This is a genomic window from Rhizobium atlanticum, from assembly GCF_030182485.1.
GTDB lineage: Bacteria > Pseudomonadota > Alphaproteobacteria > Rhizobiales > Rhizobiaceae > Rhizobium.
In genome coordinates, this window is sequence record NZ_JAQJCJ010000010.1 from 172784 (window position 1) to 185486 (window position 12703).

Consider the following 12703-nt stretch of genomic DNA (forward strand, 5'->3'; position numbering starts at 1 on the left):
TTCAATGCTGCCGTAGGCAGATAAATTCAAATCCATCGGCTTTTAACGTTCGCCTCCGCCACTGTCCAGCCGACAAACAAAACCGGCCGCATTCTGATGAGGGAATGCGGCCGGCTGAGATTTCAAATCAAGTTCAAGCGCGAAAATTACATCTCAGCGGCAGCATCGCCGTCATCGGCATCCGGACCACCATTCTGCAGGAAACGATCGGCGATTAGGCCGGCATTCTGGCGCAGCGCCAGCTCGATCTCGCGGGCGAGATCCGGATTGTCACGCAGGAAGGTCTTGGCGTTTTCGCGACCCTGGCCGAGACGCTGGCTGTTATAGGAGAACCAGGCGCCCGACTTCTCGACGATGCCGGCCTTGACGCCGAGGTCGACGAGCTCGCCCGTCTTCGACACGCCTTCGCCGTACATGATGTCGAACTCGACCTGCTTGAAGGGGGGCGCCATCTTGTTCTTGACTACCTTGACGCGGGTCTGGTTGCCGACCACCTCTTCGCGCTCCTTGACCGAGCCGATGCGGCGAATGTCGAGGCGCACGGAGGCATAGAATTTCAGCGCATTGCCGCCGGTCGTCGTTTCCGGAGAACCGAACATGACGCCGATCTTCATGCGAATCTGGTTGATGAAGATCACCATGCAGTTCGACTTGGAGATCGACGCGGTCAGCTTGCGCAGCGCCTGGCTCATCAGGCGGGCCTGCATGCCCGGCAGGCTGTCGCCCATCTCGCCTTCGATTTCGGCGCGTGGCGTCAGCGCGGCGACCGAGTCGACGACGAGAACGTCGACGGCGCCGGAGCGCACCAGCGTGTCGGTGATTTCGAGCGCCTGCTCTCCGGTATCTGGCTGCGAGATCAGCAGATTCTGCAGATCGACGCCAAGCTTACGGGCATAGACTGGATCGAGCGCGTGTTCGGCATCGACGAAGGCGCAGATGCCGCCCTTCTTCTGCGATTCCGCAATGGTCTGCAGCGCAAGCGTTGTTTTGCCCGAGCTTTCCGGCCCATAGATTTCAATGATGCGGCCCTTCGGCAAGCCGCCAATTCCGAGCGCGATATCGAGACCAAGCGAGCCCGTCGAAACCGTCTCGATCTCGACGACGTTCTCGTTGGAGCCGAGTTTCATGATCGAGCCCTTGCCGAACGACCGCTCTATCTGTGAGAGTGCCGCTTCAAGCGCCTTGCTTTTGTCCACCGATTTGTCCTCTACCAGCCGCAATGTATTCTGAGACATCCGATCCACCTTTAGGTTATTGAAGCCGCTCAAGCAATGTCGAGTTTGTACCCTATTTGTTCCATTCCCGCAATAGGCGCACAAACATTTGAAAGAAAAAGGTAAAACGGTCCGTGTTCTACATTTGTTTTATCGATGCAAAGCAACGGCTTAGACCCTCTGCGCAAGCTTTGCTGCGGCCGGGCAATGAGCATCGATTCGCCCTTCGCACTTTATGATCCCGGGTAAGTTGATGAAAAAGATTCTCGTTCTCGGCGGTGCCCATATCGACAGGCGTGGCCGCATCTCCGGCGAAACGGCGCCAGGCGCCAGCAATCCCGGCACCTGGTTCGAGGAGCCGGGCGGCGGCGGTTTCAACGCAGCGCGTAACCTTGCAAGACTGGGTTTTCACGTGACGATGATCTCGCCGCGCGGCGGCGATCCCATCGGCGAAATGGTCGGCGAAGCTGCCGATTTCGCCGGAATCGACGACCGGCCCTTCGTCTTCCTCGACCGCAAGACACCGAGCTATACGGCGATCATCGAGAAGAACGGCGACCTCGTGATCGCCCTTGCCGACATGGATCTCTACCGTTTCTTCGTGCCGCGGCGCCTGTCCATCCGCTGGGTGCGCGAGGCCTTCGCCGCCCATGATTTCATTCTCGTCGACGCCAATCTGCCGGAAGAGACAATCGCGGCGATCGTCGCCAAGGCGAACTCCCTGGCCAAACCCGTTGCGGCCATCGCCATCTCGCCGGCCAAGGTGGTCCGGCTGAAACCCTGCATTAGGGATATCGATTATCTGTTCCTGAACGAGGCCGAAGCCGCCGCCGTTACCGGCTTGCAGCCGGAGGATTCGGGCGGTTGGCCGCCGCTCCTGAATGAGATCGGCATCAGAAACGCCGTCGTCACCCGCGGACGGCGCGAACTCGTTGCGATTTGCAAAGACCGCGCCGTGGCGCTGCAGCCGCCAATCGCCGAAACCGTCGCCGATGTTACCGGCGCCGGCGATTCCCTTGCCGCCGGCACGCTCGCCGCCTTGATATCAGGCCTGCCGCTTGAGGAGGCCGTTCGCTACGGCGCGGCGGCGGCAGCGCTCACGGTGCAGTCACGGCACGCCGTCAACGAAAATCTGACTCCGAATCTCTTGAATGAGGCGCTTGCCCTTGTTCCCAAGGTCAGAATTCTGCATTGAAGCGGCTGAATTAAAGAGTTGAGCAAGATGCCGTTTCGAAAGCCGCCCACGCTTTTGGTATCATGCTCTGCCGATCACAGGATAAGACCATGACCAAGCCCATCTCCCCTCTTCTGCCGATCGCCTATTCGAAGGAGGTCGCCAGCGCCAAGCAGCGCGGCGCACCACTGGTGGCGCTGGAATCGACCATCATCACCCATGGCATGCCCTATCCCGGCAATATCGAAATGGCGCGCAGCGTCGAGACGATCATTCGCGAACAGGGCGCGGTGCCGGCGACGATCGCGGTCATCCACGGCACCCTTCATATCGGCCTTGAAGCTGCGCAACTGGAGCAGCTTGCCAAGGCAAAGGAGGTCATGAAGGTGTCACGCGCCGATCTCGCCTTCGCAATCGCCGAACGGCGCACGGGCGCAACGACGGTTGCTGCGACGATGATCGCGGCGGCCCGCGCCGGCATTCGTGTCTTTGCCACAGGCGGCATCGGCGGCGTGCATCGCGGCGCTGAGGAAAGCTTCGATATATCAGCCGATCTTGAGGAATTGGCGCGCACCGGCGTTATCGTCGTCTGCGCCGGCGCCAAGGCGATCCTTGACATTCCAAAGACGCTTGAAGTGCTGGAGACCCGCGGCGTACCTGTGGTCACCTATGAGAGCGAAGAATTCCCCGCCTTCTGGTCGCGTTCATCAGGTATCCGCAGCCCGCTCTCGCTGAACAGCCCGGCGGCCATCGCCAATTTCCAGACGGTGCGCGAACAGCTCGGCATCGACGGCGGCATGCTCGTCGCCAATCCGGTGCCGGAAGCCGACGAAATCGCGCGTGAGGAGATGGAGATCTATATCGAGCGGGCGCTTGATAGTGCCGAACGCGACGAAATCACCGGCAAGGCGGTGACGCCCTATCTACTCTCCACCATTTTCGACCTGACGGACGGCCAGAGCCTGAAGACGAATATCGCGCTGGTGGAAAACAATGCGCGGCTTGCGGCAGAGATTGCCGTGGCGTTGGGTGAGTAATTGGTGGGTTCGTTTTATCGGCTTGAGGATTTTCAGAGAGGGTTGGCCGTGTGGCACACCCCCCTCTGTCCTGCCGGACATCTCCCTCACAAGGGTGGAGATCGGCAAGAGGCCGGGCCATCGTTCCCTCGCTACAGTAGCGGCACAATCATACGGCAGTTGTTTGAGAAATCCATCGCGCCCAGCCGATCTCCCCACCTGTGGGGGAGATGCCCGACAGGGCAGAGGGGGGTGCCACATAGTGTGCCTCTCCGCAAACCATTAAGCCGTAATCAGCTATCCAACGTTTCCTTCACCACCACGGCAAGCTGCTTCAGCGAGAACGGCTTCGGCAAAAATCCGAATTTCGCATCCGGCGGCAGATTGCGGGCGAAGGCGTCCTCGGCATAGCCGGAAACGAAGATGAATTTCAGGTCGGGATAGTTCTTACGCAACTCGCGCAGCAGCGTCGGGCCGTCCATTTCAGGCATCACCACGTCGGAAACGACGATGTCGACCTTGCCCTCGAGGTCCTCCATGATGCTCAGCGCCTCGACGCCCGAGCCAGCCTCATGCACGGTGTAGCCGCGCGTTTCCAGCATGCGCTTGCCGCCGCGGCGCACCGCTTCCTCGTCTTCTACGAGAAGGACGACGGCCGAGCCGGTCAGGTCCTCCGGCTGCTGCGCGGCCACCGCCGGCGCGGCTGGGACTTCATTGATGGCGTTGTCGATTGAACCCGCCTCCGCGGCAATCGCCGGTTCTGGGATGTGGCGCGGCAGGAAGACCCGGAAGGTCGTGCCTTTGCCGACTTCGGATTCCGGCTGGATGTAGCCGCCCGATTGCTTGACGATGCCGTAGACCATGGCGAGACCAAGCCCGGTGCCCTTGCCGACATCCTTGGTGGTGAAGAAGGGCTCGAAAATCTTGTCCATGATCTCCGGCGCGATGCCTGTACCAGTATCGGCGACTTCGACCAGCACCATGTCCTCGGCCGGCATGTAGGAGTAATTGAAGGCCGCAACCTCGGCTGCGGTCAAATTGCGGGTGCGCAGCGTCAGCGTGCCGCCGTCAGGCATGGCGTCGCGCGCATTGACGCAGAGATTGATCAGCACCTGCTCGAATTGCGAAAGGTCTGTTTTGACGGGCCAGAGATCGCGGCCATATTGCACATCGAGCTTGACATTGGTGCCGGAGAGCAGTCGGTCGACCAGCATGCGCAGGTCGCCGACGACATCGGTGAGGTTCAGCACCGAAGGCCGCATTGTCTGCTTGCGTGAGAAGGCGAGCAACTGGCGCACCAGCACCGCGGCGCGGTTGGCGTTACGCTTGATCTCCATCAGATCGGCGAAGCTTGCATCGGAAGGACGCGCCTGCAGCAGCAGGTGATCGGAAGAAAGCAGGATCGCCGTCAGGACGTTATTGAAATCATGCGCGATACCGCCGGCCAGCGTTCCGACAGCGTTCATCTTCTGCGTCTGCGCCATCTGCGCTTCCAGCGCCTTCTGCTCGGTCACCTCGACGGCATAGACGATCGCCGCCTCCTCCGGCGCCTCGTCGCTCTGGTCGATAACGGCGTTGACATAAAAGCGGAAATAGCGCGCCTCGTCTGTCGGCGTGCGGGTGTCGAGCGGCGGGATGTCGCTCTGCCGGTCCTTGGCGGCCGTCAGCGCCGCGGCTAGTTGCGGCCGATCGCTCTCCTGCACGATCGTTTCCAGATATGGCGCCGTTTCCAGGTCGTCGCGCGAGACGATGCCGGAGAACAGCTTGAGGAACGGCGCGTTGGTGCGCAGGATGCGTCCGTCGCCGTCGACCGAGGCGATTGCCATCGGTGTATTGTTGAAAAAGCGGGTAAAGCGCATGGCGGCCGCCGAAGCCGACTGGCCGCTCTCGCTGCTCTTTTCGCGCGCCAGCACGATCGTCCGGCTTTCACCGGGCGCCCCGTCGCGCATTGAGGTGACGCTATGGATGATCTGCACCGGCAGGCTCTGGCCGTTGGTCTTGCGCAGATCGAGATCCAGCGTCACGGTTTTTTTCAGGCCGGGCTCGGCCTGCACCGATTGGATCAGCGCCAGCCCCTCGCCCGCCACCAGGTCGCCGATCGACATCGAGCCCGGCAGGAACTTGGTTAGGTCGAGGCCCAGCCACTCTGCAAGCGTCGCGTTCAGGTAGAAGATCTCGCCCTTCCTGCCGGCGGAGAAGAAGCCGGCCGGCGCGTGGTCGAGATAATCGATCGCATTCTGCAGCTCCTTGAAGAAGCGCTCCTGATCGTCGCGTTCGGCGGTGATGTCAGTGATCTGCCAGATCTGCAGCGGCTTGCCGCCACCATCCTCCGGCTGCAGCAGCCGCACCTTCAGCCGGTACCAATGCGCGCCCGAGCTGTTGCTGCCGGGCCCGACGGCGCGCAGCAGGCGGAATTCCTCCCGGCCCTCCTTGCCCTCGCGCAGACCATTGATCAGCCGGTAGAGCGCCTCGTTGGATTCGCGGTGCCGCGACAGCAGCGTTTCCAGCGTCTGCACTTCTGTTGCCTTGCGCGCGCCGGTGAGCGCGCCATAGGCGGCGTTGGCATAGATGATCCGGCCCTTTTCGTCGGTGATCAGCGTGCCGTCCGGGTGGCTGTTGAGGAAGGCGCGCGCCAAGCTGTCGGACTGGCGCTGCGGCATCACCTCGATGAAGCCGATAACGGAAGATACCAGGAAGAAGATGCCGACCATGGCGAGAACGCCGAGACCGCCGAGCACCATCTCGTTGTCGAGCGATCGCTTGAAGACGACAAAAGCCCCTGCGGCCGCGATCAGCACGAGCGCCAGGAGAAGAATGCGCAAAACCGTGCCAGAACGCCCCCCACGATCCACAAGCGGTGCGTTATAGTCGTCGACCTGACGCGGTTTCGTCATATATTCCTCGCATAAGCCTTTCCCACCTCGTAGCACGAACAAGAAGCGGGAATCAGGCGCTCTTTCCTTCTTAGCAATTTGCCACGCCGGCAAAAACACCGGTCGCCGGCAAGACCGCTTGAATTCACAGGCAAGAGCGCCATCTGCGCCGGATACCTGCGGCAGCGTCCCGCCCGAAGCCGGCAACTGCAATTCGGCATAACACGAAATCGCGTTCGTGCATGGCTGGACAGGACCGGCTGCCCTTGCCTAAGGAACGGAAAAGTCGTCAATATGTGCCGAATGAAATGGAGTGAGTGACCATGTTCGATGATCTTGTCGCAGCCTATGGCAGCCGTTTCCTGCTTGCGGCCGGTGGCGTCGGCCTGGCGCTCCTCTTGCTCATTCTTGCACTCTGGCTGATGCGAGGTCGCGCCCCTTCGCCCTTCGTACGCGGCGGCCGCAACCGTCAGCCCCGCCTGCAGGTGCTGGATGCGGCAGCCGTCGACGCCCGCCGCCGGCTGGTGCTGGTGCGCCGAGATGATGTCGAGCATCTTATCATGATCGGTGGCCCGACCGATATCGTCATTGAAAGCCGCATCCTGCCGGAGAAGTCCGAACAGCCGGAAAGCCTCTCACGCCCGGAGCCTGCCGCCGAGCGGCCGATCGCAGTCCCCCGGTCGGAAACACCGCCTGTTTCCACCGCCCGTGCGCCGGTCACCCCCGGCACCGAGCCGGCCGCCGAGCCCGCCTTCGCTGCGCCCGCGTCGGAGCCGCGGCCCCGCCCCGAACCATCGGCCCTGCCCACCATACCGCCGCCGGTTGCCACCAGCCCTCTTCCGCCAGAACCGGCGACGGCACCTCTATCGGCCGAACGCGACCAACCCCTGCGCGCTGCCTCGCCCCAGCCGCGCACCCCGGAGCGCCCCTCTGCTCCCGCCAGCACGCAACCGGCATCGTTCCGGGATACCGCAAGCGCCGCCGAAATCCTGGATGCCGCCCGACAGCGCGTGCTGCCGCAACAGCGCATCGAGCCCGAGGTCTCCGCCCCGGATATGCCGGCGCCGCGCACCGCTGCCGCCGAGGATGATGCGGCTGCGCAATCGGCAGCGGCGATCCGCCGTGATTTCCAACGGGTGTTGGAAGAGGAAATGTCGAACAATCTGACGGCCGAGCGGATCGTGCCGGCCCCGGCAAATCAGGCCCCTCGCCAGGCCGCACCGCAGCCGGCCAACCAGCCGCGCCGTGATCCCGAGCTTGCCCCCATCACCGGTGCCGACACCGACCTGCAGAAAGAAGTCGCCCGCATCTTCGGCGAAATGAGCGTCAATCGCGACAAGTAAGACAAACGCTTACATCTCGGTTGTCATCCGTTAGCTTCGTCATTAAGTTGCATAAAAGCCGCAATGCTGCGGCTTTCACCTCGCCGACGCCTTGGGGACTCCCTATCACGCCGATCATTTGCTATCGGTCAGGTTGAAGAGCATTGGCGCATCCGAGGTAGACTTTGCCTAAGTAAATACCGGTCTCACCCCAGTTTCACCCGTGTAGCCGCAAGTGATGCGCTGGCGGCTTGCGAACATGTTCATCGGGTGGTGGCGAGAGACCGGTTTGGCATTGTTACAATGTGCCATGTGCAGCTCCGCTGTCTCAGCTCTTCAGCCGCCCACAACATCGCCATACCGCGCCCGCAAGGGTTTTCTCATGCACCATCTTGGTGGACTTCCGAACGGGAAGACCAAGACGATATGTGCAAGACACTTCGGGTCCGATGGACCATCACTCCCAAAACGGCGCCCCAGCCATGGATTGCCTGCGGTGGATGCGGGGGCCTCAGAGCTTTCCGATCCAGCGGCAAGGTCCGGCTCAATGCCAACGGTCGCAAGCTCGACGCCTGGCTGATTTACAAATGCCTGATCTGCGAAAGGACATGGAACCGCCCGATCTTCGAACGCCGGAATATTCGAGACGTCGATCCGATGATTCTCGACGCGCTGCAGTCCAACGACCCGGACTGGATTCGGGCGGAAACCTTCAATCTTGATGCGCTGCGGCGCAAGTCACAGCGTGTGGACGAGTTCGCCGATTTCGACATCGCCAAGGAGATCCGGCACAAGACCGGAGGCTGGACGAGCCTGGAAATCGAACTGGCGGCTCCGTTTCCAACGAGCATACGCCTGGATCGGCTGCTGGCCGGCGAGTTGAAAATGTCACGCTCCCGCCTCCAGGCTCTTCACGATCGGGGCCTCTGTCGAACAGAGCCCGACCGGGCCGACATCATGCGACGGCGGATCATGAATGGCACCCTCGTCACAATCGATCTCCCCACGCAGGCGGAGCGGGAACCAATCTGGAAAGCTCTGGCGACCGACGCTTGCCCGTAACCTCTTCTTCGACACGCCGAGAGATGACTCAACAAAAAGCGCCGCGATCGGATCGCGGCGCTGAATTTGTCTCATCTCTGCATGGGGATGGTCATTCGTCGCGGTAGACCTTTTCGCGACGTTCGTGGCGCTCCTGCGCCTCGATCGACAGCGTCGCGATCGGGCGGGCGTCGAGACGCTTGAGACCGATCGGTTCGCCGGTTTCCTCGCAATAGCCGTAGGTGCCGTCTTCGATGCGCTGCAGCGCCGCGTCGATCTTGGAGATCAATTTTCTCTGCCGGTCGCGGGCGCGAAGTTCGATCGCCCGGTCGGTTTCCGAGGACGCCCTGTCGGCGAGATCGGGATGGTTTGCGCTTTCCTCGGCCAGATGGTCGAGTGTTTCGCGCGCTTCTCTAAGGATATCGTTTTTCCAGGCGACCAGCTTTGCCCTGAAGTAGGCACGCTGGTTTACGTTCATGAATTCTTCCTCTTCCGAGGGAACGTAATTGCTAAGATCGATCTTCTCACTCAACGCGATTCTCCTGAAGAACATCTCATCTGGCGGGGTGTATATCCCAAGCGCTAGCTGCGATTCAAGCCAAATACGACAGCTAAACAGATTTTTAAATCTGTTACAATTTTCAGCTAACGGACTATTTTCTCATGATTATTCGCGGCCGCAATTTTCGTCTCGTCTTCAAAACGCCGTGTTTTCGGCCACGTTTTGGGGCGTTGCGGCATGGCTGGCGGTTGACGGCGGAGGATCGCAACCGCTACTGAAAAGACCCGCCGATCCTGGATTTGCCCATGACCGTACCGCTACCTCCGCCCAATCGCATCTATCTCCTGCGTCATGCCGAGGCCGCCTGGGCCGAACCCGGACAGCGCGATTTCGACCGGCCGCTCAACGAAAAAGGTTACGGCGATGCCGAGGTTATCGCCGACAAAGCCGCCGACAAGGGCTACCGTCCCGATCTTTTGATCAGTTCGACGGCGCTGCGCTGCCGCGACACCGCCGATGCCGTCCATCGGGCGATGGGTGTGGCACTGGACGTGAATTACATCGACTCGCTCTACAACGCCACGGTCGATACCTATGTCGAGATCGTCGATGCGCAGGATAAGGCCGCCGTCATGCTGATCGGCCACAACCCGACGATCGAGCAGGCGCTTGAGGCGCTGATCGGCCACGAGGCTATGGTGAACGCACTTCCCGCCGGCTTTCCGACGGCGGGCCTCGCCGTTGTCGATTTTGACGCTTCCGCAAGCGGCTGGCGTCTTATCGATTTCCTCGTCGTCTGAAGTCTTTCGCTGCGCTTCTTTTTCAGGCGACGCAGTCTTCCTATATTGCCGGCAGTCATCAACCGGAATTGCGCCTTGCCGCCACGCCTGACATCCCTCGCCGACAACGCGCGCATCGCGTTTGATAATCTCGCCGACAGGGCAAGCGGCCTCGTCAATCCGACCGTGCGGCTCGGCGTCACCGGCCTCTCCCGTTCCGGCAAGACGGTCTTCATCTCCTCGCTTGTTCACAATCTCCTGCATGGCGGCCGGCTGCCGCTGTTCGAGCCGGTGCAGTCGGGGCGCGTTTCAGCCGTGCGGCTGGAGCCGCAGCCAGATGACGCTGTGCCCCGTTTCCAATATGAGGATCATATCCGGGCGCTGGTGAAGGATCGCGTCTGGCCGGATTCCACTCGCGCCATTTCCGAACTGCGCATCACGCTCGATTATCAGAGCGCCAGCGGCTGGAACCGCCTGTTCTCGCCCGGCCGGCTGTCAATCGATATCGTCGATTATCCAGGGGAATGGCTGCTCGACCTGCCGCTGCTCGGCAAGGATTACCGCACCTTCAGCGAGGAAACGATCGCGCTTGCGCAAATCGGCGTGCGCTCCGAACTGTCGCGGCAATGGTTGGCGCTGACCCGTGCCGCCGATATAAATGCCGGCGCCGACGAGATGGCTGCCCGCGCGCTTGCCACCGCCTTTGCGGATTACCTCAAGGCCTGCAAGGCCGACGAGCGCTCGCTATCAACCTTGCCGCCCGGACGCCTGCTTCTACCCGGCGATCTCGACGGCTCGCCGGCGCTGACTTTCGCCCCGCTCGTCCTGCCACCGGGCACACGTCCCGATCGCGGCTCGCTCTGGACGATGATGGAGCGGCGTTACGAGGCCTATAAATCCGTCGTGGTCAAACCATTTTTCCGCGAGCATTTCGCCCGGCTCGACCGCCAGATCGTGCTGGTCGACGCGCTGCAGGCCATGAACCGCGGCCCCGAAGCCGTCCAGGATCTGGAGCGCGCGCTGACCGATGTGCTCGCCTGCTTCCGCCCCGGCACCAACTCGCTGCTCTCGTCGCTGCTGGGGCGCCGCATCGACCGCGTGCTGGTCGCCGCAACCAAGGCCGACCATCTGCATCATGAGAGCCATGATCGGCTCGATGCGCTGACCCGCCGCCTCGTCGACCGCGCCATCGCCCGCATCGGCATGGCCGGAGCCGGCATTGACGTGATGGCGCTCGCTTCCGTGCGCGCCACGCGCGAGGCATCGGTCAAACGCGACGGCCATGAGCTGCCTGTCATCGTCGGCACGCCGATGGAGGGCGAGACCATTGCCGGCGAGCGATTCGACGGTCAGAAAAAGACCGCGATCTTCCCCGGAGACCTGCCGCAGGATCCGGAAAGTCTGTTCGACCGCATCGCCTCCGGCGAAACCGCCGATACCCTGCCCGACGTTAACGTTGTCAGATTCCGTCCACCCCATCTCGAGGAGACCGGCGGCGGCATCAAGCTGTCTGTGCCGCATATCCGCCTTGACCGCGCCATGCAGTTCCTGTTCGGAGACCGTCTCGCATGAGTAAGCCCCCCTCCGATTTGCCGCGCCGCCCACCCGCCGCCTTCACCTATGAGGATGGGGCTGCCGTGCCGCGCGACAACGGCCGGCAACAGCAAGGCCGACGCAGACCGGAAAGCTTCTCGGACGACATCGTCTTGACGCCCGACGAGGACGATCCCTTCATCAATCCGGACAGGGATGCGAGCGCAGTGCCGGTGGCAACACCGCGCAAGCGGCGCTCCTCCTTCGGTAAGATCGCACTAGGCGCCTTCGGGATCCTGCTGTCGCTCGGCATCGGCCTCTGGACCGACCGGCTGATCCGCGATCTCTTCACCCGCGCCGACTGGCTGGGTTATGCAGCTCTTGGCGTGCTGGCGATCGGCGTCCTCGCCGTGCTTGCCCTTGTCATCCGCGAGACCGCGGGCATGATGCGCCTTGCCGCTGTTCAGGCGATCAAGGCGGAAGCAGAGGCGGCGATCCTCGAAACACGGCCGGCGAAAGCGCGCGCCGTCGTTGCGCGCCTCGCTACGCGTCTTGCGGCCAATCCCGAGACATCGAAGGGCCGCGCGACGCTGAAGGCGACCGAGGGTGAGGTCATCGACCCCCCGCATCTGATCGCCCTGGCCGAACGCGAGCTGCTGGCCCCACTCGACCGCAAAGCGCGGGCGCTCATCGTCAACGCCTCCAAGCGTGTCTCGATCGTCACCGCCGTCAGCCCGCGCGCGATCGTCGATCTGCTTTATGTGCTCTACGAGTCCGTGCGCCTCATCCGCGCCATGGCCGAGCTCTACGGAGGCCGCCCCGGCACGCTCGGCATGTTCCGCCTCCTGCGTGACGTGCTGGCCCACCTCGCCGTCACCGGCTCGATCGCTGTCGGCGACAGTCTCGTCCAGCAGGTGCTCGGCCACGGGCTGGCCTCAAAGCTATCGGCCCGACTCGGCGAGGGCGTGATCAACGGTCTGATGACTGCTCGCATCGGAATCGCGGCGATGGATCTTTGTCGTCCACTTGCCTTTCGCGCGGTAAAGCGACCGGGAATCGGCGATTTTATCGGCGATCTCACACCTTCAATGTCGCCGCGCGGCAACAATCCTTAACCGACGAGGCGATTCCGCAGCTCTCTCCTTCCCTTGGGTGAAGTTGGCGAAGTTAAGTAGATTCAACACTGTAGCCGCCGGATCCTAAAATCCACGCGGCATGACAGAAATCCAATCCCTCGCATTTCGGCACA

The 12703-nt window shown here is 62.1% G+C and carries 10 protein-coding genes; 7 read left to right on the forward strand and 3 right to left on the reverse strand.

Annotated features, from left to right (window positions below):
• Positions 1 to 146 precede the first annotated feature (146 nt).
• On the reverse strand, positions 147 to 1235 hold the full coding sequence (recA, locus tag PH551_RS16550) for a recombinase RecA (RefSeq protein ID WP_085780083.1): 1089 nt from the start codon (positions 1233 to 1235) through the stop codon (positions 147 to 149).
• A gap of 229 nt (positions 1236 to 1464) precedes the next feature.
• Here recA and PH551_RS16555 point away from each other — a divergent pair, with 229 nt between their 5' ends.
• Together PH551_RS16555 and PH551_RS16560 are read left to right on the forward strand one after the other, a co-directional pair.
• The gene (locus PH551_RS16555; protein WP_285193804.1) at positions 1465 to 2409 is read left to right on the forward strand and encodes a carbohydrate kinase family protein; all 945 of its coding nucleotides are present in this window, start codon (positions 1465 to 1467) and stop codon (positions 2407 to 2409) included.
• A gap of 89 nt (positions 2410 to 2498) precedes the next feature.
• Positions 2499 to 3425 carry a pseudouridine-5'-phosphate glycosidase gene (locus PH551_RS16560; protein ID WP_085780085.1) on the forward strand — a complete coding sequence of 309 codons (927 nt, stop codon included), beginning with the start codon at positions 2499 to 2501 and terminating at the stop codon, positions 3423 to 3425.
• Between the two features lie 272 nt (positions 3426 to 3697).
• Here the strand turns inward: PH551_RS16560 and cckA are convergent, their stop codons facing one another.
• Complete coding sequence (gene cckA, locus PH551_RS16565) at positions 3698 to 6298, reverse strand: cell cycle histidine kinase CckA (protein ID WP_285193805.1); 2601 nt, start codon at positions 6296 to 6298, stop codon at positions 3698 to 3700.
• Between the two features lie 302 nt (positions 6299 to 6600).
• Between cckA and PH551_RS16570 the strand changes: the two genes are divergently transcribed.
• Both PH551_RS16570 and PH551_RS16575 read left to right on the forward strand, forming a co-directional pair.
• Entirely contained in the window at positions 6601 to 7620 is a 1020-nt protein-coding gene (locus PH551_RS16570) for a flagellar biosynthetic protein FliO (RefSeq protein WP_285193806.1), read from the forward strand.
• Positions 7621 to 8025: 405 nt separating this feature from the next.
• Positions 8026 to 8661: a DUF1062 domain-containing protein gene (locus PH551_RS16575; protein WP_285193854.1), complete on the forward strand. Its 636-nt coding sequence runs from the start codon at positions 8026 to 8028 to the stop codon at positions 8659 to 8661.
• 91 nt (positions 8662 to 8752) lie between these two features.
• On the opposite strand, the gene dksA is transcribed toward PH551_RS16575, so the two are convergent.
• On the reverse strand, positions 8753 to 9172 hold the full coding sequence (gene dksA / locus PH551_RS16580; RefSeq protein WP_008525884.1) for an RNA polymerase-binding protein DksA: 420 nt from the start codon (positions 9170 to 9172) through the stop codon (positions 8753 to 8755).
• Between the two features lie 275 nt (positions 9173 to 9447).
• On the opposite strand from dksA, the gene PH551_RS16585 reads away from it, so the two are divergent.
• The 3 genes from PH551_RS16585 (at position 9448) to PH551_RS16595 (ending at position 12569) form a co-directional block, all read left to right on the forward strand.
• Complete coding sequence (locus PH551_RS16585; RefSeq protein WP_285193808.1) at positions 9448 to 9942, forward strand: SixA phosphatase family protein; 495 nt, start codon at positions 9448 to 9450, stop codon at positions 9940 to 9942.
• 75 nt (positions 9943 to 10017) lie between these two features.
• Positions 10018 to 11493, forward strand: coding sequence for a YcjX family GTP-binding protein (locus PH551_RS16590; RefSeq protein ID WP_285193809.1), 1476 nt, complete (start codon positions 10018 to 10020; stop codon positions 11491 to 11493).
• Positions 11490 to 12569: a YcjF family protein gene (locus tag PH551_RS16595; protein WP_285193810.1), complete on the forward strand. Its 1080-nt coding sequence runs from the start codon at positions 11490 to 11492 to the stop codon at positions 12567 to 12569. The genes PH551_RS16590 and PH551_RS16595 overlap by 4 nt, the downstream gene beginning before the upstream one ends.
• The last annotated feature ends 134 nt before the right edge of the window (positions 12570 to 12703 follow it).

Coding starts and splice junctions, on each gene's coding strand:
- recA (WP_085780083.1), bottom strand. CDS start 1,235: ATGTCTCAGAATACATTGCGGCTGGTAGAGGACAAATCGGTGGACAAA.
- PH551_RS16560 (WP_085780085.1), top strand. CDS start 2,499: ATGACCAAGCCCATCTCCCCTCTTCTGCCGATCGCCTATTCGAAGGAG.
- cckA (WP_285193805.1), bottom strand. CDS start 6,298: ATGACGAAACCGCGTCAGGTCGACGACTATAACGCACCGCTTGTGGAT.
- PH551_RS16570 (WP_285193806.1), top strand. CDS start 6,601: ATGTTCGATGATCTTGTCGCAGCCTATGGCAGCCGTTTCCTGCTTGCG.
- PH551_RS16575 (WP_285193854.1), top strand. CDS start 8,026: ATGTGCAAGACACTTCGGGTCCGATGGACCATCACTCCCAAAACGGCG.
- PH551_RS16585 (WP_285193808.1), top strand. CDS start 9,448: ATGACCGTACCGCTACCTCCGCCCAATCGCATCTATCTCCTGCGTCAT.
- PH551_RS16595 (WP_285193810.1), top strand. CDS start 11,490: ATGAGTAAGCCCCCCTCCGATTTGCCGCGCCGCCCACCCGCCGCCTTC.